21 protein-coding genes are annotated in these 22670 nt (G+C 72.7%); 12 read left to right on the top strand and 9 right to left on the bottom strand.

The window, feature by feature from the left end:
• Window positions 1-66: 66 nt before the first annotated feature.
• On the bottom strand, window positions 67-1113 hold the full coding sequence (locus tag ACVMLK_RS07080) for a phytanoyl-CoA dioxygenase family protein (RefSeq protein ID WP_457485986.1): 1047 nt from the start codon (window positions 1111-1113) through the stop codon (window positions 67-69).
• A 616-nt stretch (window positions 1114-1729) separates the two neighbouring features.
• Between ACVMLK_RS07080 and ACVMLK_RS07075 the strand changes: the two genes are divergently transcribed.
• Window positions 1730-2542 (top strand): transglutaminase-like domain-containing protein, encoded by an 813-nt coding sequence (locus ACVMLK_RS07075; RefSeq protein ID WP_198365458.1) that lies wholly within the window; start codon window positions 1730-1732, stop codon window positions 2540-2542.
• Between the two features lie 15 nt (window positions 2543-2557).
• Here ACVMLK_RS07075 and ACVMLK_RS07070 read toward each other — a convergent pair whose 3' ends face one another.
• The 3 genes from ACVMLK_RS07070 to ACVMLK_RS07060 form a co-directional block, all read right to left on the bottom strand.
• Window positions 2558-5362, bottom strand: a complete 2805-nt coding sequence (locus tag ACVMLK_RS07070; RefSeq protein WP_422922695.1) for a phosphoenolpyruvate carboxylase — start codon at window positions 5360-5362, stop codon at window positions 2558-2560.
• A gap of 76 nt (window positions 5363-5438) precedes the next feature.
• Window positions 5439-5918, bottom strand: a complete 480-nt coding sequence (locus ACVMLK_RS07065) for a hypothetical protein (protein ID WP_457485985.1) — start codon at window positions 5916-5918, stop codon at window positions 5439-5441.
• Between the two features lie 139 nt (window positions 5919-6057).
• Window positions 6058-6786, bottom strand: coding sequence for a trypsin-like serine peptidase (locus tag ACVMLK_RS07060; protein WP_457485984.1), 729 nt, complete (start codon window positions 6784-6786; stop codon window positions 6058-6060).
• 202 nt (window positions 6787-6988) lie between these two features.
• Here ACVMLK_RS07060 and ACVMLK_RS07055 point away from each other — a divergent pair, with 202 nt between their 5' ends.
• The gene (locus ACVMLK_RS07055) at window positions 6989-7201 is read left to right on the top strand and encodes a hypothetical protein (protein WP_232476982.1); all 213 of its coding nucleotides are present in this window, start codon (window positions 6989-6991) and stop codon (window positions 7199-7201) included.
• A 257-nt stretch (window positions 7202-7458) separates the two neighbouring features.
• On the opposite strand, the gene ACVMLK_RS07050 is transcribed toward ACVMLK_RS07055, so the two are convergent.
• Window positions 7459-7608 (bottom strand): hypothetical protein, encoded by a 150-nt coding sequence (locus ACVMLK_RS07050; protein WP_457485990.1) that lies wholly within the window; start codon window positions 7606-7608, stop codon window positions 7459-7461.
• Here ACVMLK_RS07050 and ACVMLK_RS07045 point away from each other — a divergent pair.
• Both ACVMLK_RS07045 and ACVMLK_RS07040 read left to right on the top strand, forming a co-directional pair.
• A complete protein-coding gene (locus tag ACVMLK_RS07045; RefSeq protein WP_457485989.1) occupies window positions 7544-8080 on the top strand; it encodes a MarR family winged helix-turn-helix transcriptional regulator in 537 nt (178 codons plus the stop codon). The two genes, ACVMLK_RS07050 and ACVMLK_RS07045, sit on opposite strands and share 65 nt — an antisense overlap.
• Window positions 7978-9723 carry an L-lactate permease gene (locus ACVMLK_RS07040; protein WP_457485983.1) on the top strand — a complete coding sequence of 582 codons (1746 nt, stop codon included), beginning with the start codon at window positions 7978-7980 and terminating at the stop codon, window positions 9721-9723. The genes ACVMLK_RS07045 and ACVMLK_RS07040 overlap by 103 nt, the downstream gene beginning before the upstream one ends.
• Window positions 9724-9770: 47 nt before the next feature.
• On the opposite strand, the gene ACVMLK_RS07035 is transcribed toward ACVMLK_RS07040, so the two are convergent.
• Window positions 9771-10319: an OsmC family protein gene (locus tag ACVMLK_RS07035; protein WP_422922691.1), complete on the bottom strand. Its 549-nt coding sequence runs from the start codon at window positions 10317-10319 to the stop codon at window positions 9771-9773.
• A gap of 141 nt (window positions 10320-10460) precedes the next feature.
• On the opposite strand from ACVMLK_RS07035, the gene ACVMLK_RS07030 reads away from it, so the two are divergent.
• The 3 genes from ACVMLK_RS07030 (at window position 10461) to ACVMLK_RS07020 (ending at window position 13164) form a co-directional block, all read left to right on the top strand.
• Window positions 10461-11195, top strand: coding sequence for a GntR family transcriptional regulator (locus ACVMLK_RS07030; RefSeq protein WP_457485982.1), 735 nt, complete (start codon window positions 10461-10463; stop codon window positions 11193-11195).
• Window positions 11192-12121: a dihydrodipicolinate synthase family protein gene (locus tag ACVMLK_RS07025; protein WP_198365450.1), complete on the top strand. Its 930-nt coding sequence runs from the start codon at window positions 11192-11194 to the stop codon at window positions 12119-12121. The genes ACVMLK_RS07030 and ACVMLK_RS07025 overlap by 4 nt, the downstream gene beginning before the upstream one ends.
• A gap of 80 nt (window positions 12122-12201) precedes the next feature.
• The gene (locus tag ACVMLK_RS07020) at window positions 12202-13164 is read left to right on the top strand and encodes a Bug family tripartite tricarboxylate transporter substrate binding protein (RefSeq protein ID WP_457485981.1); all 963 of its coding nucleotides are present in this window, start codon (window positions 12202-12204) and stop codon (window positions 13162-13164) included.
• A gap of 10 nt (window positions 13165-13174) precedes the next feature.
• On the opposite strand, the gene ACVMLK_RS07015 is transcribed toward ACVMLK_RS07020, so the two are convergent.
• The 3 genes from ACVMLK_RS07015 to ACVMLK_RS07005 all read right to left on the bottom strand — a co-directional run bounded on the left by ACVMLK_RS07015 (window position 13175) and on the right by ACVMLK_RS07005 (window position 16073).
• Window positions 13175-14272 carry a 4-hydroxythreonine-4-phosphate dehydrogenase PdxA gene (locus ACVMLK_RS07015; RefSeq protein WP_457485980.1) on the bottom strand — a complete coding sequence of 366 codons (1098 nt, stop codon included), beginning with the start codon at window positions 14270-14272 and terminating at the stop codon, window positions 13175-13177.
• 82 nt (window positions 14273-14354) lie between these two features.
• Window positions 14355-15596 (bottom strand): MFS transporter, encoded by a 1242-nt coding sequence (locus ACVMLK_RS07010; protein ID WP_422922688.1) that lies wholly within the window; start codon window positions 15594-15596, stop codon window positions 14355-14357.
• 153 nt (window positions 15597-15749) lie between these two features.
• Complete coding sequence (locus ACVMLK_RS07005) at window positions 15750-16073, bottom strand: hypothetical protein (RefSeq protein ID WP_232476924.1); 324 nt, start codon at window positions 16071-16073, stop codon at window positions 15750-15752.
• Between the two features lie 208 nt (window positions 16074-16281).
• On the opposite strand from ACVMLK_RS07005, the gene ACVMLK_RS07000 reads away from it, so the two are divergent.
• The 5 genes from ACVMLK_RS07000 (at window position 16282) to ACVMLK_RS06980 (ending at window position 22666) form a co-directional block, all read left to right on the top strand.
• Complete coding sequence (locus tag ACVMLK_RS07000) at window positions 16282-17280, top strand: Bug family tripartite tricarboxylate transporter substrate binding protein (protein WP_457485979.1); 999 nt, start codon at window positions 16282-16284, stop codon at window positions 17278-17280.
• 5 nt (window positions 17281-17285) lie between these two features.
• Window positions 17286-18446: a mandelate racemase/muconate lactonizing enzyme family protein gene (locus tag ACVMLK_RS06995; RefSeq protein ID WP_457485978.1), complete on the top strand. Its 1161-nt coding sequence runs from the start codon at window positions 17286-17288 to the stop codon at window positions 18444-18446.
• Window positions 18447-18524: 78 nt separating this feature from the next.
• Entirely contained in the window at window positions 18525-19853 is a 1329-nt protein-coding gene (locus ACVMLK_RS06990) for an ABC transporter substrate-binding protein (protein ID WP_457485977.1), read from the top strand.
• 6 nt (window positions 19854-19859) lie between these two features.
• Entirely contained in the window at window positions 19860-21572 is a 1713-nt protein-coding gene (locus ACVMLK_RS06985) for an ABC transporter permease (protein ID WP_422922684.1), read from the top strand.
• Window positions 21569-22666: an ABC transporter ATP-binding protein gene (locus ACVMLK_RS06980; protein ID WP_198365445.1), complete on the top strand. Its 1098-nt coding sequence runs from the start codon at window positions 21569-21571 to the stop codon at window positions 22664-22666. The genes ACVMLK_RS06985 and ACVMLK_RS06980 overlap by 4 nt, the downstream gene beginning before the upstream one ends.
• Window positions 22667-22670: the final 4 nt, after the last annotated feature.

Here is a 22670-nt window from a genome sequence, read left to right as displayed (position 1 = left end):
GCCCGGCGGCCCCTGCGCGGCCGGATGGAGGCCCGCGCCTTCGGCGCCCTCCTCATTCCGCTGGCCTCACTCCGCCGGGCTGACCTGGCCCTGGGCCGCCTCCCGCCGCCGCCTCATCTTGCCGGCCAGGAACAGGCCCCGCATGGCGAGCTTGCGCGCCGCCGCCCAGGGGCCGGGCGCATGGGCGGCGATACCGCGCACCAGGCGGTTTCCCAGCCGGTCCTGGTCGTGCAGCTGCGCCACCGGCATGCCGTTCACCGTGATCATCCGCTGGTGCCGCACGCGGGTGTGGAATTGCAGCATGTCGTCACCCTCCGGCAGGTAGTGCGCGGTGAGCGAGGCGCGGGAGACGCCCCGCCCGGCCGGGGCGAAGCTGCCATGCACGGTCAGCGAGTTCCAGAACAGCACGTCGCCCTTGGCCAGGAAGGGCGCGCGGATCTCCAGCCCCTCGCGCCGCATCACCTCCAGCACGGCGCGGCGGTAGCGGTCATGGCCGGTGGCGAAGTCGTACTCCCCCGCATTGCGCAGCACCGGCACGGTGACGTGGCTGCGCGGGCAGACATAGAAGCGCCCGGCGGCGGCATGCACATCCTCGAGCGCGTACCAGCCGGCGATGCAGCGGCCGAGCGCCACGGCGCTGTCCTGGTAGTAGCTGTCCTGATGCGCCCAGGTGCCGGCGGGGGCCTCGAAGAACATGGTCTGGATCAGCTTGGTGCGGCCGGCGCCGATCAGCGCCGAGGTCAGCGCGCCGACGCGGGCCTGCGTCACCGCCGCCAGGGCGCGCTCCCTGAAGCGGCCGTGGCGGCTGGTCTGCAGGTCCTGCACGTTGAAGATCGGATTGGCGAGGAAGCCGTCGGCATCGAACCGGTTGCGTTCGTAGCGCATGTTCTTCTGGCGCAGGATGGGCGTGGCCGAGGGCCGCACCTGCGCGTGGAAGGCGGCGCGGATGTCGTCGCAGAGCGCGGCGGGCAGCAGGCCGCGGATCACCACATAGCCCTCGCGGCGGTAGTATCCGAGCGCCGCCGCCGTCTCGTCGGGCCGGAAATAGGTCCGGTCCTCCGCGAGGGCGTTGGGGATGTCGATCAGGGTGTCGAGGGGGGTAGGCACATGCATGAGCCGTCTCCTGAGAAGGAAGGCCGACCAGCGGCCTGTGCGCGCGGCGGCCCGTGCCGCCCTGCGAGGTTGCAGGCGACACGCTGACACGCCGAAGCTCATGCAGAAAATGCGACATTGTGTATTTCAGGAAACTTTCTCTCATTTAATGGGAATTTGATGAAACTTCCATTTTCCTCCCGGTTTCGTGTCTCCCGTTCCTGCGCCGCCGCCCCAGGGTCGATGACCCCATAAAGCCTTGGCGCCGATAGCGCCGGCATGCCAAAATTCGTGACGAAGGGCCACAAAGGGCACGGCCGCCAGAGGATGGCGGCACTGGGGAAATGCGCCCGCACAGGGCCTGTGAGCAATAATCCGCCCGGTGCCCGGACGGCTCCCCGAGGCCACGTTCTCCCGATGGGACGGCGCCCGGGCCAGGCTGGACGAAGGGCACCATGCCGTTTTCGCGGGAGGTCCGTGCCTTGCCTTCCTGTCCTTGCCCGGGCCGCGTCCCGTCCCCGCAGCCGCCACGAAACCTCGGCCCGCCCGGCCGGTTTCCGCCATGGCGCGGTTTCCGCCCCTGGCCTCCAGCGCTCCGCCCTGCCTCCCCCGCCCCCCTGCCGGAGAAGAATGCCCCATGCTGATCAACGCGGGCTTCGAGATCGCCTATGATTGCCCGCAACCGACGCCGATGCTGCTGATGCTCAGCACGCATCCCTCGCGCGATTCCGACATCCGTGGTCCGAACCTGCTGCAGCTCGACCCGCCGGTCAGCCAGCGCACCTATTACGACAGCTTCGGCAACCGCTGCACCCGGGTGGTGGCGCCGGCCGGGCGGCTGACCCTTTTCACCAACTTCAACGTGCAGGATTCCGGCCTGCCAGATGCGGTGGAGCCCTGGGCGCGGCAGCACCCGGTGGAGCAGCTGCCGGATGACATGCTCGTCTTCCTGCTCGGCAGCCGCTACTGCGACACCGACCGGCTGACGAACACCGCATGGTCGCTCTTCGGCCATCTGCAGCCGGGCTGGGGCATGGTGCAGGCGATCTGCGACTTCACCCACAACCACATCACCTTCGGCTACCCCTATGCCGACCCGACGCGCACCGCCTCCGGCGCCTTCGAGCAGCGCGTCGGCGTCTGCCGCGACTTCGCGCATCTCGCCGTCACGCTCTGCCGCTGCATGAACATCCCGGCTCGCTACTGCACTGGCTATCTCGGCGACATCGGCATACCGCCGGTGGACGCGCCGATGGACTTCTCCGCCTGGTTCGAGGTCTGGCTCGGCGACCGCTGGTACACCTTCGACGCGCGCCACAACACGCCGCGCATCGGCCGCATCCTGATGGCGCGCGGGCGCGACGCCACCGACGTCGCCATCAGCACCACCTTCGGGCCGAACATCCTGGCGAAGTTCCAGGTGGTGACGGACGAGGTGATCGGCGGCTGAGGGCGGGGCGGCACCTCAGCCGAAGGCGCCGCATTCCAGGCTGATCACGGCGCTGACCTCCCGCACCAGCGCGAAAAGCTCGCGCAGCGGCTGGGTGATCTCGCGCTGCTCGCGGCCATAGCCGCCATGGCGCGGCGCCGGCGGCTCGGCGAAGTCGAGCGCCGATCCCGGCGGCTCGGCGGCCGGGAAGACCTCGTCGAGCAGCGCCACCGCCGCGGGCACGTCGAGCCGCAGCAGCCGCTGCACCAGCCCCTCCCGCGTCATGCCATGGCGCGGCGAGAAATCCGGCACCTCCACCGCCAGCAGCCAGATGCGGTGGATCAGGCAGAGGCGCAGCGCGTGCAGGGCGAAGAGCCGGTCGCTCATCCGCGGCTCGTCGCCATCCTCCTCCCGCGGCCAGGCGGCGCGCAGCGCCAGGTCGTCGGCCTTGAGGCGACGGAACACCCCGCGCGCCGGATCGCCGAGGCCGAGCGTCTCCAGTGCCCGGGCGACGGCGACCAGCGCCTCGGCCCGGCCGGGCCGGCGGGTCTGCGCCGCGCGGTCGAGCCAGGTGCCGGGATCGAGGCTGGCGACATAGCCACGCAGCACCTGCGTGTCCGAGAGCGCGAGGCCGGCGCGGGCGAAGGCCATGGCATTGGCGAAGCGCGGGCTGCGGCGCATCAGCTCGGCGAAGGCCTCGACCTCCTGCACCGCGCCCTTGCCCAGCCCGTGCATCAGATTGGCCAGGAAGCCGAGCTGCTGCAGCACGGCGTTGTTGGGGATGGCGCGCAACTCGCGCACATGGCGGATGGTGACCGGCCCGCCGGTCTCGCTCTGCCGCGCCGCCGGGCGTGAGCCGGTGGGGTCGAGCAGCGCGGTGCCGAAGGCCCCGAGCAGCACGGCATAGCCGGGGTCCTCCACCAGCGCGCCGAAGGCGGCGCGGGCGCCGGCGAAGAGATCCGAGGCGAAGCCGCCCTCGGCATAGACCGGGTCCGGCTCGCCCTCGGGCGTCCCGGCCGAGGGCGGCGCGAAGGCATGCTCGGCGATGCGCGCCACCGCCGCATGGGCGAGCGAGGGCGTGCCGAAATAGAGATAGCCGTCGCCGCCCTGGAAGGCCGTCTCCAGCCGGGCGTGGATGCCCCGCAGGGCGAAGGCGGCCCGCACCGCCGGCGGGTCCAGGTAGTCGAAGCGCGCCGCCAGCCCGTCCGGATGGCCGCCGCGTCCCAACCCTTCGCCATGGGTGTCGAAGAGCACCACCTCGAGATCGTCCAGCCCGTGCCGCGCCAGCAGGTCGATGACCCGCAGCTTGAGCCGCTCGATCAGCTGGGTGGCGGCGATCTGGCCGATGTAGCGGCCGGAATCGGAATAGCCGAACTGCAGGCAGAGCCGGCCGACGCGCCGCAGATGGGCGCGGAACTGCGGGCTGCGCAGCGCCTCCTCCACCACCCGCTCGCCGCGCCGCTCCAGCGCCTCGGCGGTCTCGAAGAGCGGCGAGATCTCGACCTGGTCCTCGACCCCGGTGAGGCGGGCCAGCAGCAGGGCGGCGAGCAGGGTGTAGCCGCTCTCGGTCTCGGCGACGAGGAAGCGGATCGGCTGGCTGGCGTCGATGTGCTTGGCGATCTGCGCCACCGTCATCATCAGCCGGGTGGCCGAGGCCTGCTGTGCCATCAGCCCCCCGATATCGACCGGCTCGGCCGCCGCCTCCTCCAGCGCGGTGTTGATGGCGGCGAAGAGGGCGCGGCGCCGCGCCGGGTCCTCGGGATTGCCGAGATGGGGGAAGCGCAGCCGGGCGGCGTTGTGCAGCTGCGCCGCGTTCAGCCGCACCTGGGTATGGGCCAGCGAGAGGCCATGCGCGACGAGGCCGGCGCGGGCGACGCAGAGGGCGAGGCGCGCCTGATCCTCGGGCGCCGCGGCGATGGCGGCCGGGAACAGCGCCAGCAGCGGCGCCGGGGTGCTCAGCGCCACGTCGCGCAGCCCGACCAGCGCATGGGCGAAGGCCTGGGCGCGCTCCGGCACCACCGCGCCGGGAGGCGGGCAGGCCTCGATCTGCGTCCGCACCGCCGCCAGCGCCTCGGCGACGCGGGCCCGAAGCGCCGCGGTGCAGGGCTCCGGCAGGGCAGCGAGCTGGGCGGCCAGGCGGGCGAGCTGCAGCCGCTTCATCCGCAGCCGCAGCCGCAGCGTGTCCTGCCAGCCGATATCGGTGCGGCCGTCGGTGTCGTAGCCAACCCAGGAGGCCAGCAGCACCGGGCGGGGGTCGAGCTGCGTCCAGCGATCGGGCCAGATGGCGCGGGCGGTGCCGAGGAAGGCGGCGGCAAGCCGGTCCAGCGCGTCGCGGCCATTGGCGATGGCGGCGGCGGCCTGCTCGAACTCGTCCTCCAGGGTAGGGGCGGTCGGGCGCAGCGGCAGCGGGTCGGGCGGATCGATACCGCCCGCCGCCTGGGCCAGGGCCTGGGCGGTGGCGCGCGGCAGGCTGAAGGTCGGATGCGCGGTGAAGACGGCGGCGGCGCGCGGCCGTTCGCAGGCGGCGCGAAAGACCGCCAGCGGCACCGGGCTGTCATCCGGGTCGGGGCGGGCGATGCGCGTGGCGATGGCGGCCAGCGCCGCGTCGGCGCCCTTCGGCCCGGCGCCGCGCGCCAGGCGGCGGGCCTTGTCCGCGAAGGCGGCGCGGCCGATCTGGCGCAGCGTCGCCGCCAGCTCGGCATGGCTGGCCTGGCCGTCATCCAGCCGGCGGCTCAGCGCCAGGGCCACGGACAGGGCGGGATTGGCGAAGGGATCGCCGCGCGCGGCGGACCGCGCGGCAGCCACCAGGCCGATCAGCTCGGCTTCGGTCACATTCGGCATGGCCGCCGATGCTGCACCCGCGAGGCCGGTTTGTCTGCCGTTTCTTTCGGGCCGTTCCTTCCGGATCGGGCGCGGATCAGTCGGCGGGGCGGGAGGCCACCGGATCGGCGTGGCGCCGGGCCGCCACCGGTGCGGGCCAGACGACCAGCGGGCCTGCCGAGGCCGCGGCCAGGGGCCGCTCCAGCCGGTGCCCCGCCGCGTTGAAGGCCGCGATCAGGCGCACGATGCACGCATAGCCGGTCAGCGCCCGGTCGTGCGGGATCAGCATGCCGAGCAGCGCCACGCCCTCGGCCGAGCGGCGCGCCTGCTGCAGCGCCAGCACGTCCAGCAGCAGCCGCTCATCCGGGGCCAGGGCCGTGTCGCCCAGCGGGGACAGGCGGGGCTGCCCGCTCCGGGTCGAGAAGAGGCCGCGCATCATGCCGTGGAAATCCGCCGCCGCCTCCGGCGCGCCGAGATCGGCGAAGACCTGGCCGATGCGGGCCGAGGGCGCCGCGCAGCATCCGCGGCATTGCCAGCCCCAGAAGCGCATCGCCCAGAGCAGGGCGTGCTCGAACATCGGCAGATGGCGGACGGAGTCGGAGCGGGATGGCGACATGACTCTCCCCTGCGGGATGGCTGGGCGCGGCGGCGCCGGAGGCCGCATCTTGGCGCCACCCTTCTGCAATTGCAATTCATTCTCAATTACCGCGCCGCCCTCAGCGCAATGGGCCGATGGCGCCGACCGGAACCGCGATGCCGCCCGCCCGCCGCGCCTCCGCCATCACCACGACCCCCGCCACCGCCCAGCGTCCCTCGCCGTCGCGCGTCAGCAGGGGCGCGCCGCTGCTGCCGCGCGTCCCGGAACAGCCATGGCGCAGCAGGGGCCGGCCGGTCGCGTCGCGCGCCGGCCCGAGCAGCCGGCAGTCGGTGTCGGCCATCAGCCGCTCGGCGCGGTCCTGCTGGTAGCCGCCCAGCATCGCCGGCGCCCCCCGCGGCGGCGGATCGCGCAGCAACGGCAGCACACGCTCCGGGCCGGCGAGGTCGCGGTCCAGCCGCAACAGCGCCCAGTCCCCGCCCGGCGCGCCGGATGCGGGGGCCGCCGCGCCGGTCTCGAAGGCTTCCACACGGGCATGGAGCGCCCATTCCCCGAGGTGGTAGCCCACCAGCACATGCACCGAGCCCGGCCGCACCCAGCGGCCGGTGCGCGCGGCGAGGCAATGCGCGGCGGTCAGCACCAGCCTCGGCCCGACCAGGGCGCCGGTGCAGCGGCCGCCGAGCGTGGTCTGCACCCGTGCCAGGCCGGTCCAGGGCGCCTCCTCCGCCGTCACCGGGCGGCGGGGGTCCTCGGCGCCCAGGCCGGGGCGCTGGGCGCGCGGCAGCGGCGGCTCGGCCGCCAGGCCGGTGGCCGGGAGCAGGGCCAGGGGCGTGGCGAGAAGGAGGGCCAAGGCCCGCCCGCCCCTCTCGCGCCAGCGGTAAGAAATCCCCGTCACGCACAACTCATGAGACACTCTCAACGCTGGAATACCACCCGGGTTCGTTATAGGAGAAGTGTCCAGCCCGAGGCCTGTCATGTCCCACCTTTCGCGCTCCCCGAAAAGCGGCGTGCCCCCCACACGGCAAACGCGCCGCCTCTCCGACAAGCTCTGGATGGCCTTCCATCAGGCCTGCGACCAGAAGGACCTGGAGGTGGCGCGGGATCTGCTTCATGTGTTGGAGAGGGTGGTCTTCCGCAGCCCGGCCGACCGCAATTTCCGCTGGAACGCGGAGACGCTGGTCGCCGCCCACGAACGCCTCTGGGCGCTGCGGAACGAGGAATACTTCGCCGAGGCCGGGCTGGTGCGGCAGCCGCCCTATCTCTGACCGCACTGCCCTCCCGGGAGCGGACCACGGTCACGCATTGTTTCTTTCAGTAAGAATCTGCTAGCTACCCTCCGGGACCGGGCTCTGACCCGGCCGTTGGAGGGAGAAAGGGCCTTTGGGAAATCCGATCCAGCTGGCCGCCGTTGTGGCCGTGCTGTTCATGGCACTGCTGTGGAGCGTGGCGACGGGCCTGATGTGACACGGCCCGGACCTCCCCCCTCGAAGGGGAGGTCCCACCGCCCCGCCCCTTCCCACCTCTAGCCCTTCCCGCCTCGATCCAGCATCCCGGAATGGCGCGTCCTGGCGGTGCCGGGCGAGGGCGAGCCGCTCTCCACCCAGGCGGTGATCGCCCGCACGGAGATGGACCGGGTGAAGGTCAGCCGCGCCGTGATCCGCCTGGACGGCAAGGCGCTGATCCGGCGCGAGCCGCTGCCGGGCGACCGGCGCGCTCCGCAGCTGCGGCTCTCGCGGCGGGGCGAGGCGCTGTACCGCCGCATCGTGCCGCGCGCCCGCGCCCTGCAGGCGGAGCTGGCGGGGGCGCTCTCGGCCGGGGGAGCTGGCGGCGCTCGACACCATCCTGACCAGGCTCCACCGCCGCGCCGCGGACCTGCCCCGGCCGCCCGGGCGGGGAGGTTGAAACATCCGGGAGGCCAAGAACGGCCGGGGGCATTTGAAACAGAATGTCACAGCCCCCGCCGGGGGCGTGCATCATGCGGGGGCGGAGCCGATTCGCCACCGCGACAACCGTGCCACCACCCTCCGGGAGCCCAGTTCGAATGCCGTGGAACCAGTTCTACGATCCCTTCGGGTCGATCCTGCTTTCCGCCCTGGTGGCGGCGATTCCTGTCGCCACCATGCTCATCGCCCTGGCCTTCCTGAAGGTGCCGGCGCACTGGGCGGCGATCTCCGCCCTCCTCGTCGCCTTCCTCGTCGCCGTCTTCGTCTTCGGCATGCCGGGCGGCATCGCCGGGCGCGCCACGTTGCTCGGCATCCTCTCCGGCCTGTTCCCGATCGGCTGGATCGTGCTGAACATCATCTTCCTCTACCGGCTGACGGTGGTGAACGGCTCCTTCGAGATCCTGCAACGCTCCATCGGCGGCATTACCGAGGACCGGCGGCTGCAACTGCTGCTGATCGCCTTCGCCTTCGGCGCCTTCTTCGAGGGCGCGGCTGGCTTCGGCACGCCGGTCGCGGTCACCGCGGCGCTGCTGATCGGCCTGGGCTTCTCGCCGCTCGCCGCCTCCGGCCTGTCGCTGATCGCCAACACCGCGCCGGTGGCCTTCGGCGCGCTGGGCACGCCGGTCATCGCGCTGGCCGGCGTCACCGGGCTCGATGTCTACACCCTCTCGGCGATGATCGGGCGCCAGCTGCCCTTCTTCTCGGTCCTGGTGCCCTTCTGGCTGATCTGGGCCTTCGCCGGCTGGCGGGGGATGATCGAGATCTGGCCCGCCATCCTGGTCACCGGCGTCTCCTTCGCCGTGCCGCAGTTCCTCGTCTCGAACTACCACGGCCCCTATCTGGTGGACGTGATCGCGGCGCTGGTCTCGATGGCCTGTCTGGTCGGCTTCATGCGCGTCTGGCAGCCGAAGCGGATCTGGCGCGATCCCTCGCTGCGCGGCCGGGCGGAAGCCGATGTGGCGGCCAAGGCGGCGGCGCGCGGCACCGCCCCCGCCGCGGCCCGCACCGGCCATGGGGGCGAGATGATGGACGCCCCGCCCGTGGCGCGCATGACGCCGGGCGGCGCGGCGGCGGAGGACCGCGGCGCGGTGCTGCGCTCCTGGATGCCCTGGCTGATCCTGACGGTCTTCGTCTTCATCTGGGGCCTGCAGACCACGCGCAACCTGCTGAACGGCCTCTGGTCGGCCAGCTTCCCGATCGAGGGGCTGCACCGCATGGTGGTGAAGGTGCCGCCCGTCGTCGCCGAGCCGGTGCCGGAGGGCGCGGTCTTCGCCTTCGGCCTGCTGTCGATGACCGGCACCGGCATCCTCGCCGCCGCCGTGCTGGGCGGGCTGCTGATGGGCTTCTCGCCGCTGGCGCTGATCCGCGAGTATGGCAGCACCATCTGGCGGGTCCGCTACTCGCTGATCACCATCGCCGCCATGCTCGGCCTCGGCTACCTGACGCGCTATTCGGGGCTGGACGCGACGATGGGCCTCGCCTTCGCCAATACCGGCGTGTTCTACCCGTTGTTCGGCACGCTGCTCGGCTGGCTCGGCGTGGCCCTGACCGGCTCCGACACCGCCTCGAACGTGCTGTTCGGCGGCCTGCAGAAGATCACGGCGGAACAGCTCGGCCTCTCGCCGGTGCTGATGGCCTCGGCCAATTCATCGGGCGGCGTGATGGGCAAGATGATCGATGCCCAGAGCATCGTCGTCGCCTCCACCGCCACCAACTGGTTCGGCCATGAGGGCGACATCCTGCGCTACGTCTTCTTCCACTCCATCGCGCTGGCGGTGCTGGTCGGGCTGCTGGTGACGCTCCAGGCCTATGTGCCGCCCTTCACCGCGATGGTGCTGCATTAAGGCCGGCGGCCGGCGGGAGGGATCCTCCCCCGGCCGCGCCGCCCCGATCAGCCGCGCGAGAGGCGGCTGATCGTCTCGCCGTTCAGCAGCATCTCGCCCGCGACCTTCTGCGGATTGACCAGCAGGCTCAGGATCGGGCAGGCCGCCTCGATGGCCTCGTGCAGCGCGCGCAGCGTCTCGGGCGGCGCGGTGGATTCGAGGCGCAGCCGGTAGCGGATGTTGTGCGGGTGCAGCGGACCGCTCGGCGTCGCCGTCTCGCCCACGGGCGGATGCTGGTCCGCCTCGACCTCCACCTCCACCGCGTCGAGCGGCACCTCGCGCAGCGCCGCCTGGATCAGGGTGATATGCGTGATGCAGGAGCCGAGCACGCCGAGCTGCATCTCCGGCGAGCCCGGGCCGAGGTCGTAGCCGGCGAGATCCGGCTTGCTGTCGCTGATGATCTGGAAGTCGCGGATGCGGATCTCGCGGATGCCGCTGCGCCCCATGGCGCGCACCCGCGCCTTCACCGCGACCGGGCGCGGATCGGCTTCCGCCGCCTTCTGCCTGGCCAGGACGGCGAGGCGCTTCTGCGCCAGATACTCGTTCAGATCAGTCATGGAGTTCTCCCAGGGACCGGCGACCGCCGAGTTCGCGGACGGTGCAGCCTCGCAAGCGGGCGGGGGGCTGTCCAGCGAGGCGAAGCTGGCATCTGAAATCTGCTATTGCAGTTTCAGGCCACGACACCTAAATCTTCCCGCATGCTTCCCCCCGTCGCCGGCCTGCCGCCCCTGACCGCCGAGGATGTCCTCTCCCTGGCCGAGCGCGCCTATCGCCGCCTGCGCGACGCCATCGTGGACGGCAGCCTGCCCGGCGGCGAGCGCGTCTCGGAGCGCTCCCTCGCCCAGTCCCTCGGCATCTCCGCCCAGCCGGTGCGGGAGGCGCTGGGGCGGCTGGAGGCCGAGGGGATGGTCGTCACCCTGCCGCGGCGCGGCACGCTGGTCGTCGAGTTCACCCCGGAGCGGCTGGCCGAGATGGGGCTGATCCGCGTCGCCCTCGAAGGCACCGCCGCCGGCCTCGCCGCCCGTCGGGCCGGGCCGGCGGAGGTCGCCGCCCTGGAGGAGCAGCTCGCCCGCATGCGCGGCCTGAGCCGGGACGGGGCCGCGGCCATCGCCCTGCTGGCCGAGGCCAATGAGCGGTTCCATGAGCTGATCAACGGCATGACCGCCAATGCCTTCCTGCTGCGCTCGCTCGAGGCGCTGCGGGCCTACGACCATTTCGGCCGGCTGCGCGCGCTGCGCGCCACGCCGCAGGAGCCGCGTCGCGCCTGGCGCGAGCATGCCGGCATCGTCGCCGCCATCCGCCGCCGCGACCCGGCCGCGGCCGAGGCGCGCATGCGGGCGCATATCCACCGCTCCCTGGAGGCCAGCGGCATCCTCGACGCGCTCGTCGCCGAGGCCTCCGGGACACCCATCGACAAGGGAACACCCCGATGACCCAGGACCACGCGCGGCTCGGCGCCGCGCTCGGCGGCATCTCCGGCATCCTCGTCACCCCCTTCGACGACGAGGACCGGCTCGCCCCCGCCCGGCTGCGGCCGGTGGTGGAGCGCGCCATCGGCGCCGGGGTGCATGTGCTGGTGGCCAATGGCAACACCAGCGAGTTCTACGGCCTGACCACGGCCGAGGCGGAGCGCATGGTGCATGTCGCCGCCGAGCAGGTGGGCGGGCGCGTGCCGCTGCTGGCCGGCATCGGCCGCTCGGTCCATGACGCCGTGGCGCTGACCCGCGCCTCGAGGGCCGCCGGCGCCAGCGCGCTGATGGTGCACCAGCCGCCCGACCCCTTCGTCTCGCCGCGCGGCGTGGTGGCCTATGTCGAGCGCGTAGCCGAGGCCGGCCAGGGCCTGCCGGTCGTGCTCTATCTGCGCAACGACGGCATCGGCCAGGACGCCATCCTGAAGCTCTGCCAGGTGCCGGGCGTGGTCGGCGTGAAATGGGCGGCGCCCTCGCCGCTGCGCCTGGGCGAGATGATCCGCGCCACCCGCGGCATGGGCATCGCCTGGGTCGGCGGCCTGGCCGAGACCTGGGCGCCGCCCTTCTACGCCGTCGGCGCGCGGGGCTACACCTCCGGCCTGATCAATGTCTGGCCGGAGCACTCGGTCGCCATCCACGCCGCGCTCGCCGCCGGCGACTACGAGACGGCGGCCGCGCTGATCGAGACCATGTCCGCCTTCGAGGCGCTGCGGGCCGAGGAGCAGAACGGCACCAATGTCTCGGTCGTGAAGGCGGCGCTGCGCATGATGGGCGATGATTGCGGCGCCACCCGCCCGCCCTCCGCCTGGCCGCTGACGCCGCGCGCCGAGGCGGAGTTGCGTGGGCGCCTCGGCGAATGGGGGCTGCTGCGCGCCACCGCCGCCGCATGAAGCCGGAGGGGGGCACCCGCCCCCCCCGGGCGCGCCACGACGTCCAAGCACAGAACAAACGGAACAAGAGGCCAAAGACCATGAGGATCGCCCGCCGCACCGCGCTGATGGCCCCGCTGGGCCTGCTCGCCCCGCCGCTCCGCGCCGCCGAGGCCGCCTGGCCCCGGCAGACCGTGCGCATCATCGTGCCCTATACCCCCGGCGGCGCCTCCGACATCGCCGCGCGCCTGCTGGCGGAGAAGCTGACGCCGCTCTGGAAGCAGTCGGTGGTGGTGGAGAACCGCACCGGCGCCAACGGCATCGTCGGCAGCGACGCCGTGGCCAAGGCGCCGGCCGACGGCCACACGCTGGGCTTCGTCTCGGTCAACCACGCGGTGAATGCCGCGCTCTACACCACCCCCTTCGACACGCTGCAGGACTTCTCCGTCCTCACGGTCATCTACTCCGTGCCGCTGGTGCTGGTGGCGGCGCCGGACTTTCCCGCCGCCACGGTGCGGGAGCTGATGGCGATGGTGAAGGCGAAGCCGGGCGAGGTCACCTTCGCCAATACCGGCGGCGCCGTGCACCTGGCCGCCGAGATGTTCGCCCATCGCGTCGGCGCGCCGATGGTCAACGTGCCCTATCGCGGCTCCACCGCCGCGCATCCCGACCTGATCGGCCGCCGCGTCGACGTCATGTTCGACACCCTGCCCGCCGTGCTCGGCCATGTGCAGGGCGGCAAGCTGAAGGCCATCGCCACCACCGCCGCGCAGCGCGTGCCGGCGCTGCCCGACCTGCCCACCGTGGCGGAGAGCGGCCTGCCCGGCTTCGAGGCGGCCACCTGGGGCGCCATCATCGCGCCCGCCGGCCTGCCGGGGCCCATCGCCACGAAGATCGCCACGGATGCCGCCGCGCAGCTCAAGGTGGACAGTGTCCGCGAGCGCTTCGCCGCGCTCGGCGCCACGCCGGTCGGCAGCACGCCGGAGCAGGCCCAGGCCTTCGTCCGCGCCGAGCTGGCCAAGTGGCAGGAGGTGGTGACGCAGGCCGGGATCGAGAAGCAGTAGCGGCGGGCGTTCAGGCGGCCGTGTCGCGGCCCGGCCGCATCGCCTCCCGCGCCGCGGCCAGCGAGGTGGCCGCCTCCGGCCGGGGCCGGCGGCGCGCCGCGCCCATGCGGGCGGCGAGCAGCAGCGCATTGCGGGCGGCGCCCGGATGCGCGACGCCCTGGCCGGCGATCTCATAGGCCGTGCCATGCGCGGGCGTGCAGATCGGGAAGGGGAAGCCGCCCAGCAGGGTCACGCCCTGCTCGAAGCCGATCAGCTTCATGGCGATCTGCCCCTGGTCATGGAACATGGTGAGCACGGCGTCGAAGTCGCCGCGCCGGGCGCGCAGGAACACGGTGTCGGAGGGGAAGGGCCCGTCGCAGGCGATGCCCGCCGCCTTGGCCTCCTCCACCGCCGGACCGATGATATCGATCTCCTCGCGTCCGAAATTGCCGCCATCGCCGGCATGCGGATTGAGCGCGGCGACGGCGATGCGCGGCCGCGCCAGGCCGGAATCGCGCAGGGCCTGGTCGGTCAGGGTCAGGTTGTCGAGGATGGCCCCGCGGGTGATCAGCGGCGCCACGCCGGAGAGCGGCACGTGCGAGGTGACGCGGGCATTCCACAGCCCCTCCAGCACGTTGAACTCCTTGGCCTGTTCCTCGAAGCCGATGAACCGCGCCGTGAAGGCGATCTCGTCGTCGTAATCCGGCACGGCGAGCCGCATCGCCGCCTTGTTGAAGGGCGTGAAGGCCACGGCATCGGCCTCGCCCCGCGCGGCCAGTGCCAGGGCATGGCGGTAGTTCCCGGCGGCGAAGCGGCCGCCGGCCTCGCTGATCCTGCCGCGCGCGACCGTCGCCGGATCCAGCGTGCCGAGGTCGATCAGCACCGGGCGCGACAGGTCGCGCGGCAGCGGCGCCTCGGGCGCGATGACGGCGATGTCGGGAGTGACGCCGGCGATGCGCGCGCCGTCCTCCAGCACCCTGCGGTCCCCGATGACGATCAGCCCGGCGGCGCGCAGCACCTCGGGATCGGCCAGGACGCGGGCGGTCAGCTCGGGGCTGATGCCGGCCGGGTCGCCCATGGCCAGGGCGATGACGGGCCGGTCGGCGGGGTCGTGCGGGCTTTCCGCCATGGCGGCTTCTCCCTGGTTCTGGCGCTTTCCCGAAGTCTCCGCCCTGGCCGCGGAATGGCAAGGGGAAATCCCGCCCGCCCGCTCACGCCAGCTCGGCGCCACGCTTCTCCGGGATCAGCCTCCACATCGCCAGGATGTCCAGCAGGTAGAGCACGGCCAGCAGCGCGATGGCGGTCTGGAATCCCCAGGCGGCGGCCACGGCGCCCACCACCAGCGGGCCGAAGCCGCCGACCGCGCGGCCGATGTTGAACAGCACGTTCTGCGCCGTGGCGCGCGCCGCCGTCGGGTAGAGCTCGCTCATCAGCGCGCCGTAGCCACCCAGCATGCCGTTGACGAAGAAGCCCATCACGGCGCCGCCGATCAGCAGCGCCATGGGGTCCGTCAGCCCGGCATAGACCACGACCATGACGGCCGCGCCCAGCATCCAGCCGAAGAAGGCGGGCTTGCGGCCGACGCGGTCGGCCACATGGCCGAAGGCGTAGATGCCGGCGGCCATGCCGAGGATGGTCACCGCCGTCCAGGTCGCCGACTGCGTCAGCCCGAAGCCGAAGCGGCTCGACAGGTAGTTCGGCAGCCAGATCATCACGCCGTAGTAGCCGAAGTTCTGCACCGAGCAGAGGATGACCATGCCGATGCTGCGCCGCGTCGTCTCGCGGTCGGCCACCAGCAGCCGCAGCGAGGAGCGCGCCTGGCCGGGGCGTGCCGCGCGGGCGACGAAGACCTCCGGCTCGTGCAGGTTCTTGCGGATGAAATAGGCGGCGAAGGCGGGCAGCAGGCCGATGATGAACATGCCGCGCCAGCCGATCGAGGGCAGCAGCAGCGGCGTCAGGAGCGCCGCCGCCAGCACGCCCGCCTGCCAGCCGAGGCCGACATAGGAGGAGGCGCGCGCGCGCTTGCTGGCCGGCCAGGCCTCGGCCACCAGCGCCATGCCGATGCCGAACTCGCCGCCCAGCCCGATGCCGGCGATGGTGCGGTAGATCAGCAGGTCCCAGTAGCCCTGGGCGAAGGCGCAGAGGCCGGTGAAGACGGCGAAGAGCACGATGGTCCAGGTCAGCACCCGCACGCGCCCGAGCCGGTCCGACAGCATGCCGAAGCCGATGCCGCCGATCACCGCGCCGACCAGCGTCGCCGTCACCAGCGAGGCCGCCTGCGCCTGGCTGAGCCCGAGATCGGCCGAGATGGCGCGCAGCATGAAGCCCAGGATCAGCAGGTCGAAGCCATCCATGGCATAGCCCAGGGTGGAGCCCGCCAGGGCCTTCCAGCCGGCCGGCGTGACCTGATCCGGATCGGCCGGCCGGGTCGGGGGAAAGGATGGCTCTGCCATGCGGGACCTCTGCTGCTCTGCGTCGCGGCGGACCGGCTCGCGCACCGGCCGCGCCGCCCTGCTATCACGAAGCGTCGGTGGGTGCAGGCCCCCGGCGCGGCCGGGCCGGATGGCGGAGGGGCCGCCTCGGCGCCGGGGGTCGCCAAGCAGGCGTCAGGCGAACTGCCCGCGCAGGAAGCCCAGCGCCGGCAGCGGCTGCCAGCGGCGGGGCAGCTCGGCGCGGCGGATGGCCGCGACGGTATAGACCGGCACCGGCATGCTGGAGCTGCGCAGGAAGCTCGCATAGGCCTGCACCTGCTGCTCGCGCCAGTTGCGATCGGCATCGGCGGCGGCGCGGCTGGCGAAGATCTCCGCGACACGGCGGCGGCGGCCGAGCGTGGCGACGACGGCCCAGAGCTTGTCGTCCCGTGCCCGGCTCAGGCTGACCACCCGCTCGGAGGCCCGTTCGGTGGACAGATCCCGGCCCGGCTCGTTCATGCAGGAGATCCTCTCATCCCGCGTCAGCATAGGGGAGGGCGATGGCGGCGCGCATCCCGGGAATCGCATCGCCGCGCCGGCCCTGGCCGCGGCGGCCCCGCCGCTCACCGCAAGTTCACCGCGCCGGGCGGGTGCCGCGCCGCCGCACGCGCCGGTTGCGGCGCCGCCGGAGTGACCTCAAACTTCGCCGGAAGACAGGAGGACCGCCATGCCTGTACGCCGCGCCCTGCTCGCCCTCGCCCTGGCCGCCCCGCCGGCCGCCCTGGCGCCGCGCGCCGCCCGCGCCATGCCGGGGGGCCATGCCGCGGACTGGCCGGAAAGCCCGGTGCGGCTGATCCTCCCCGACAGCCCCGGCAGCGGCAACGACACCACGGCGCGGCTCATCGCGCCCGAGCTGGAGGCCCTGCTCGGCCAGCCCTTCGTGATCGAGAACCGCGGCGGGGCCGGCGGGCGCATCGGTGTCGAGGCCGCCTGGAAGGCGGCGCCGGACGGCTACAGCTTCCTCTTCGGCAATGCCGGCTCCAACGGCATCAACGCCGCGATCTACCGCAACCTGCCCTATGACCTCGCCAGCGCCTTCGAGCCGGTGTCGCTGCTGGTGCAGGGGCCGAACGTGCTGGTGGTCAACCAGCGGCTGCTGCCGGCGCGCGACCTGCCGGCGCTGATCGCCATGCTGCGCACCGCGCCCGGCTCGCTGAACTATGCCTCCGGCGGCATCGGCTCCTCGGCGCATATGTCGATGGAGCTGTTCAAGGCCCGCGCCGGGCTCGACATCCTGCACATCCCCTATCGCGGCACGCCGGCCATGGCGCAGTCGGTCATCGCCGGCGACACCGCGCTGATGTTCGCCAACCTTGTCAATGTCATGCCCTATATCGAGCGGGGCGAGGTGCGCGCCATCGCCGTCACCGCGCGCGCGCCGGTGCCGGAACTGCCCGGCGTGCCGGCGGTGGCGGAGGTGCTGCCCGGCTTCGAGACCCTGGCCTGGAACGGCATCCTGGCGCCGCCCGGCACGCCGGAGCCGATTCGCGACCGGCTGCTGGCCGCGCTGGTGACGCTGCGGACGTCGGAGCCTCTGCGCGGGCGCATCCGCCGCCTGGGCGGGCAGCTCGTCATCTCGCCGCCGGAGGTCTTCGCGGAGCGCATCGCTTCGGATATCCGGCAATGGAAGCAACTGGCCGGACAGGCCGGCATCCAGGCGGAGTGACGGGCATGCGGATCACCGCCGCCGAGATGCTGGGCGTCCGGGTGACGCCCCGGACCAACTGGTGCTTCCTGCTGATCCGCACCGATGCCGGCCTCACCGGCCTCGGCGAATGCACGCTGTCGGGCGAGGAGGCGGGGCTCGCCGCCGAGGCGGCGCGGCTCGGCGCCCGCGTCGCCGGCGAGGACCCGCTGCTGCGCAACCGGCTCTGCCCGGCGCCGCCGCACGCCCCCGGCGGGCTGGTGGCGCAGACCGTGCACAGCGCCTTCGAGGCGGCGCTCTGGGACATCGCCGGGCAGGCCCAGGGCGCGCCGGTCCATCGACTCCTGGGCGGCGCGCTGCGCGACCGGATCACGCTCTACGCCAACATCAACCGCGGCGCCTCCCCGCGCACGCCGGAGGGCTTCGCCGCCGCCGCCCGCCGCGCCGTGGCTGAGGGCTTCCTGGCGGTGAAGCTCGCCCCTTTCGAGCCGCTGATCTGGCTCGACGCCGGCGGCGAGGCGCGGGCGCAGCGCGCCGCCTATGCCGAGGGGCTGGCGCGCATCGCCGCCGTGCGCGCGGCGGTGGGGCCGGATGTCGAGGTCATGGTGGACGCGCACTGGCGCTTCTCGCCGGGCGGCGCGGCGGCGCTGCTGCGCGACGTCGCGCCCTTCGGCCTGTTCTGGCTCGAATGCCCGGTCGCCGAGGCCAACCTGCCCGAGATCCGGCGCCTGCGCGGCATGGCCAATGAGCGCGGCATGCGGCTCGCCGGGGCGGAGACGCTGAGCGGCCTCGGCGCCTACCGCCGCATGATCGAGGCGGGCTGCTACGACGTGCTGATGCCCGACATCAAGCATGCCGGCGGGCATGAGGAGATCCGCCGCATCGCTGCCCTGGCGGAGACAGCCGGGATCGAGGTCGCGCCGCACAATCCGACCGGGCCGGTCTGCCACGCGCATTCCCTGCATCTCTGCGCCGTGCTGCCGAACCTGCTCTGGCTCGAGGTGCAGTACGGCGAGACGGAGCGCTTCTTCAGCCTGGTCGAGGGCGGCGCGGCGCTCGCCTTCCGCCAGGGCGCGGCGGCGGCGCCCGACCAGCCCGGGCTCGGCGTCGCGCTGGACGAGGCCGCCGCCCGGGCCTCGCCCTGGCAGCCGCAGCCCCGCCCCTGGCTCGATCCGCGGCTCGGCTGAACGGCGGGCCCGCTTCCTGTTGCGGCAGCCCCGCTTTCGTGACACTTCCATGACAAGCACGAAAAACGGGAGATCGTCATGCAGCGTCGCAGCTTCGTTCTGGCCTCCACGCTCGGCCTGTCCGGCGCCCTGCTGGCGCCGGGCGCGCGGGCGCAGGCCGGCAAGGTCACGGTCGTCACCTCCTTCTCCAAGGATGTCACCGACCCCTTCAAGGCCGCCTTCGAGAAGGCCATGCCGGGCGTGACGCTCGACGTGCAGAACCGCAACACCAATGCCGGCGTGAAGTACCTGGAGGAGACGCGGGGCAACAACCAGGTGGACGTCTTCTGGGCCTCGGCGCCCGATGCCTTCGAGGTGCTGAAGTCGAAGGGGCTGCTGCAGCGCTACACGCCGAAGGCGACCGGCATCGCGCCGCGCGTGGGCTCCATGCCGACCAACGATCCCGACGGCCAGTACTTCGGCTTCGCCGCCTCGGGCTACGGCATCATGTGGAACGAGCGCTACGCCCGCGCCAACCGCCTGCCGGCGCCGAAGGAATGGGGCGACCTGGCGCTGCCGGTGTTCCACGACCATGTCGCCATCGCCGCGCCCTCGCGCTCCGGCACCACGCACCTGACCATCGAGACCATGCTGCAGGGCGATGGCTGGGATCAGGGCTGGCGCCTCCTGAAGGCCATGGCCGGCAATTTCCGCACCATCACCGAGCGGTCCTTCGGCGTGCCCGAGGCGGTGAATTCGGGGCAGGTCGGCGTCGGGATCGTCATCGACTTCTTCGCCTTCTCGGCCCAGGCCTCGGGCTTCCCGGTGAAGTTCGTCTACCCGACCGTGACGACCATCGTGCCGGCCAATGTCGGCATCGTCGCCCGCGCGCCCAACACCGCGGGGGCGCAGGCCTTCGTCGAGTTCCTGCTCTCCCCCGCCGGCCAGGCGGTGCTGCTGGAGCCGGGCATCCGGCGCCTGCCGGTCAATCCGGAGATCTATGCCCAGGCGCCCGCGGACTATCCCAACCCCTTCAAGGACCCCTCGCTCGGCGCCCGCGTCCGCTTCGACGTCGATGTCTCCGAGAAGCGGACCGCCGTGGTGGACACGCTCTTCGACCAGCTCATCACCTTCCAGCTCGACGCGCTGAAGGGCGCGACCCGGGCCATCCAGGCCGCCGAGGCGGCGCTGGAGAAGAAGGACAATGCCGCGGCGCGGAGCCTGGTGCAGGAGGCGCGCGACCTGATCGCCGCCATGCCGGTGAGCGAGGCGGAGGCCAGCGGGCCGGCGGTGGCCGGCGCCTTTGGCGGCCAGCGCGCGGAAGGGCCGCGGCAGGCCGAGCTGGAACAGGCCTGGGCGGCCTTCGCGCGCGAGCGCTACGCCAGGGCGCGCGACAAGGCCCAGGAGGCGGCGCGCCTGGCCCGCTGACGCCCCGTGTCCGCCACCCTCTCCCGCCCGCGCGCCGGGCGGCGCGCCTTCACGCCGGGGCAGGCGGCGCTGGCCATCGCCATCGCCCTCTTTCTCGCGGCCTTCCTGATCCTTCCGGTGGCGACGGTGATGTATGTCGCCTTCACCGAGCCGGGCAGCGGTGCCTTCACCCTGGTGAACTTCTGGGACGCCTTCCGCACGGAACTTTTCGTGCGCTCCTTCCTCAACTCGCTCTATGTCTCGGCCGCCACGGTGCTGCTGGCCTCGCTCTTCGCCCTGCCGCTCGCCTACATCACCGTGCGCTTCCATTTCCGCGGCGCGCTGCTGATCCAGACGCTGGGCTTCCTGCCGCTGATCATGCCGCCCTTCGCCGGCGCCGTCGCCATGCAACTGCTCTTCGGCCGCAACGGCACGGTGAACCTGCTGCTCGGCGACTGGGCCGGCATCAACATCCCCTTCATGGAAGGCCTGAACGGCGTCGTCTTCGTGCAGGCGGTCCACTACTTCCCCTTCATCCTGGTCAACCTCTCGGCGGCGCTGCGCAACATCGACAGCGCCATGGAGGAGGCGGCGCAGAATCTCGGCTCCTCCGGCTTCCGCCTGTTCCGCCGCATCGTCTTCCCGCTGGCGCTGCCGGGCTATGTCGCGGGCGCCTCGCTGGTCTTCGTCAAGGTCTTCGACGACCTGGCGACGCCGCTGCTGCTGAACGTCAAGGAGATGCTGGCGCCGCAGGCCTATCTGCGCATCACCTCGATCGGCCTCGCGGATCCGATGGGCTATGTGATCAGCGTCGTGCTGATCGTCGTCTCGGTGCTGGCCATGTGGCTCTCGGCGCGCGCCATCCGGCGCGGCGACTACGCCACGGTGCAGCGCGGCGGCGGCGGCCTGGCGAGGCGCCGCCTCGGCCCCGGCCAGGCGGCGCTGGCCTATGGCACGGTCGGGCTGATCCTGGCGCTGGTGCTGGCGCCGCATCTCGGCCTGCTGCTGCTGTCGCTGGCCACCATCTGGTCCTTCAGCCCGCTGCCCGACGGCTTCACCCTGGCCCACTACGCCCGCGTCTTCAGCGACAGCTCGGCCTATATCTGGAACACGGTCACCTATGCCTCGCTGGCGGCGCTGATCGACGTCGTGCTCGGCACCGCCATCGCCTATCTGGTGCTGCGGACGCGGCTGGTCGGCCGCGAATGGCTGGACTGGACGGCGAGCGCCGCGCTCGCGGTGCCCGGCGTGGTGCTGGGCATCGGCTATCTGCGCAGCTTCTACGGCGTGACCCTGCCGGATGGCCGCCCGCTGGCCAGCCTCTGGCTCGTCATCGTCCTGGCGCTCGCCATCCGCCGCCTGCCCTACGCCCTGCGCGCCTGCCACGCCGCGCTGCAGCAGATCTCGGTCTCGCTGGAGGAGGCGGCGGAGAATCTCGGCGCCAGCAAGGGCCGCACCGTGCGCCGCATCGTCGTTCCCCTGATGGCCGGCGGCATCCTGGCCGGCTTCATCTCCAGCTTCGCGACGGCCGCCGTCGAGCTGTCCGCGACGCTGATGCTCGTGCAGTCCAATGCCGACGCCCCGCTGGCCTATGGCCTGTACGTCTTCATGCAATCCGCCGCCGGCCGGGGCCCGGGCGCGGCCCTCGGGGTGATCGCCGTGATCCTGGTCGGAGCCTGCACCTTCCTCTCGCATCTCGTCATCGAGCGCAGCCAGCGGACGCGCGGGAGGCAGGCATGACGCCCGGCCCGCGCGAGGAGGAGGCCGCCGCCCTCTCCGTCGCCGGCCAGGCGGCGGGGGTGCGGATCGAGGGGGTCAACCTCTCCTATGGCAGCAACCACGTCCTGAAGGATGTCGAGCTGGAGATCAGGCCCGGCGAGTTCTTCGCCTTCCTCGGCCCCTCCGGCTGCGGCAAGACGACGCTGCTGCGGCTGATCGCCGGCTTCAACCAGGCCGATACCGGCCGCGTCCTGGTCGGGGGGCGGGACATCTCGGCCCTGCCGCCCTGGAAGCGCGACATCGGCATGGTGTTCCAGTCCTACGCGCTCTGGCCGCATCTGAGCGTGCGGCAGAACGTCGCCTTCGGGCTCGAGGAGCGGCGCCTGCCCCGCGCCGAGATCGCTGCCCGAGTCGAGCAGGCGCTCGGGCTGGTGGGGCTCGCCCATCTCGCCGACCGCCGTCCCGCCGCCCTCTCGGGCGGCCAGCAGCAGCGCGTCGCGGTGGCGCGCACCATCGCCATCCGCCCGCGCCTGCTGCTGCTCGACGAGCCGCTCTCCAACCTCGACGCCAAGCTCCGCGTGCAGGTGCGGCGGGAGTTGCGCGACCTGCAGCGAAGCCTGGGCATGACGGCGATCTTCGTGACGCACGACCAGGAGGAGGCGAACACGGTCTGCGACCGCATCGCGGTGTTCCGCGAGGGCAGCGTGCAGCAGGTGGACACGCCGATGGCGCTCTACGCGCGGCCGGCGAACCTGTTCGTCGCCGGCTTCCTGGGCAGCGCCAACATCCTGGCGGGCACGCCGCGCGAGGGGCGGTTCGCGGTGGAGGGCGGGCCGGCGCTGCCGCTGCCGGCCGGGCTGCGCCCCCCGCCGGGCGCGCGGCTGATGTTCCGGCCGCAGGATGCGAGCCTGGCGCCGCCGCGGCCCGACAGCCTCCTGACCGGCACCGTGGCGCATCGCGAGTTCCTCGGGCCCGTCCTGCGCTACGGCGTGCGCGTCGGCGAGGCCGAGGTGCTGGTGGACATGCCCTTCAGCGGCGTCCCGCGGCTGCACGAGGTGGGCGACACCGTCGCCATCACCGTCGATCTCGGCAGCGCGCACTGGCTGACGGAGTAGCCCC

This window comes from Teichococcus aerofrigidensis (assembly GCF_054073225.1).
Note: the sequence above shows the minus strand (reverse complement) of the source record. Positions and strands in the feature narration are given on the sequence as shown.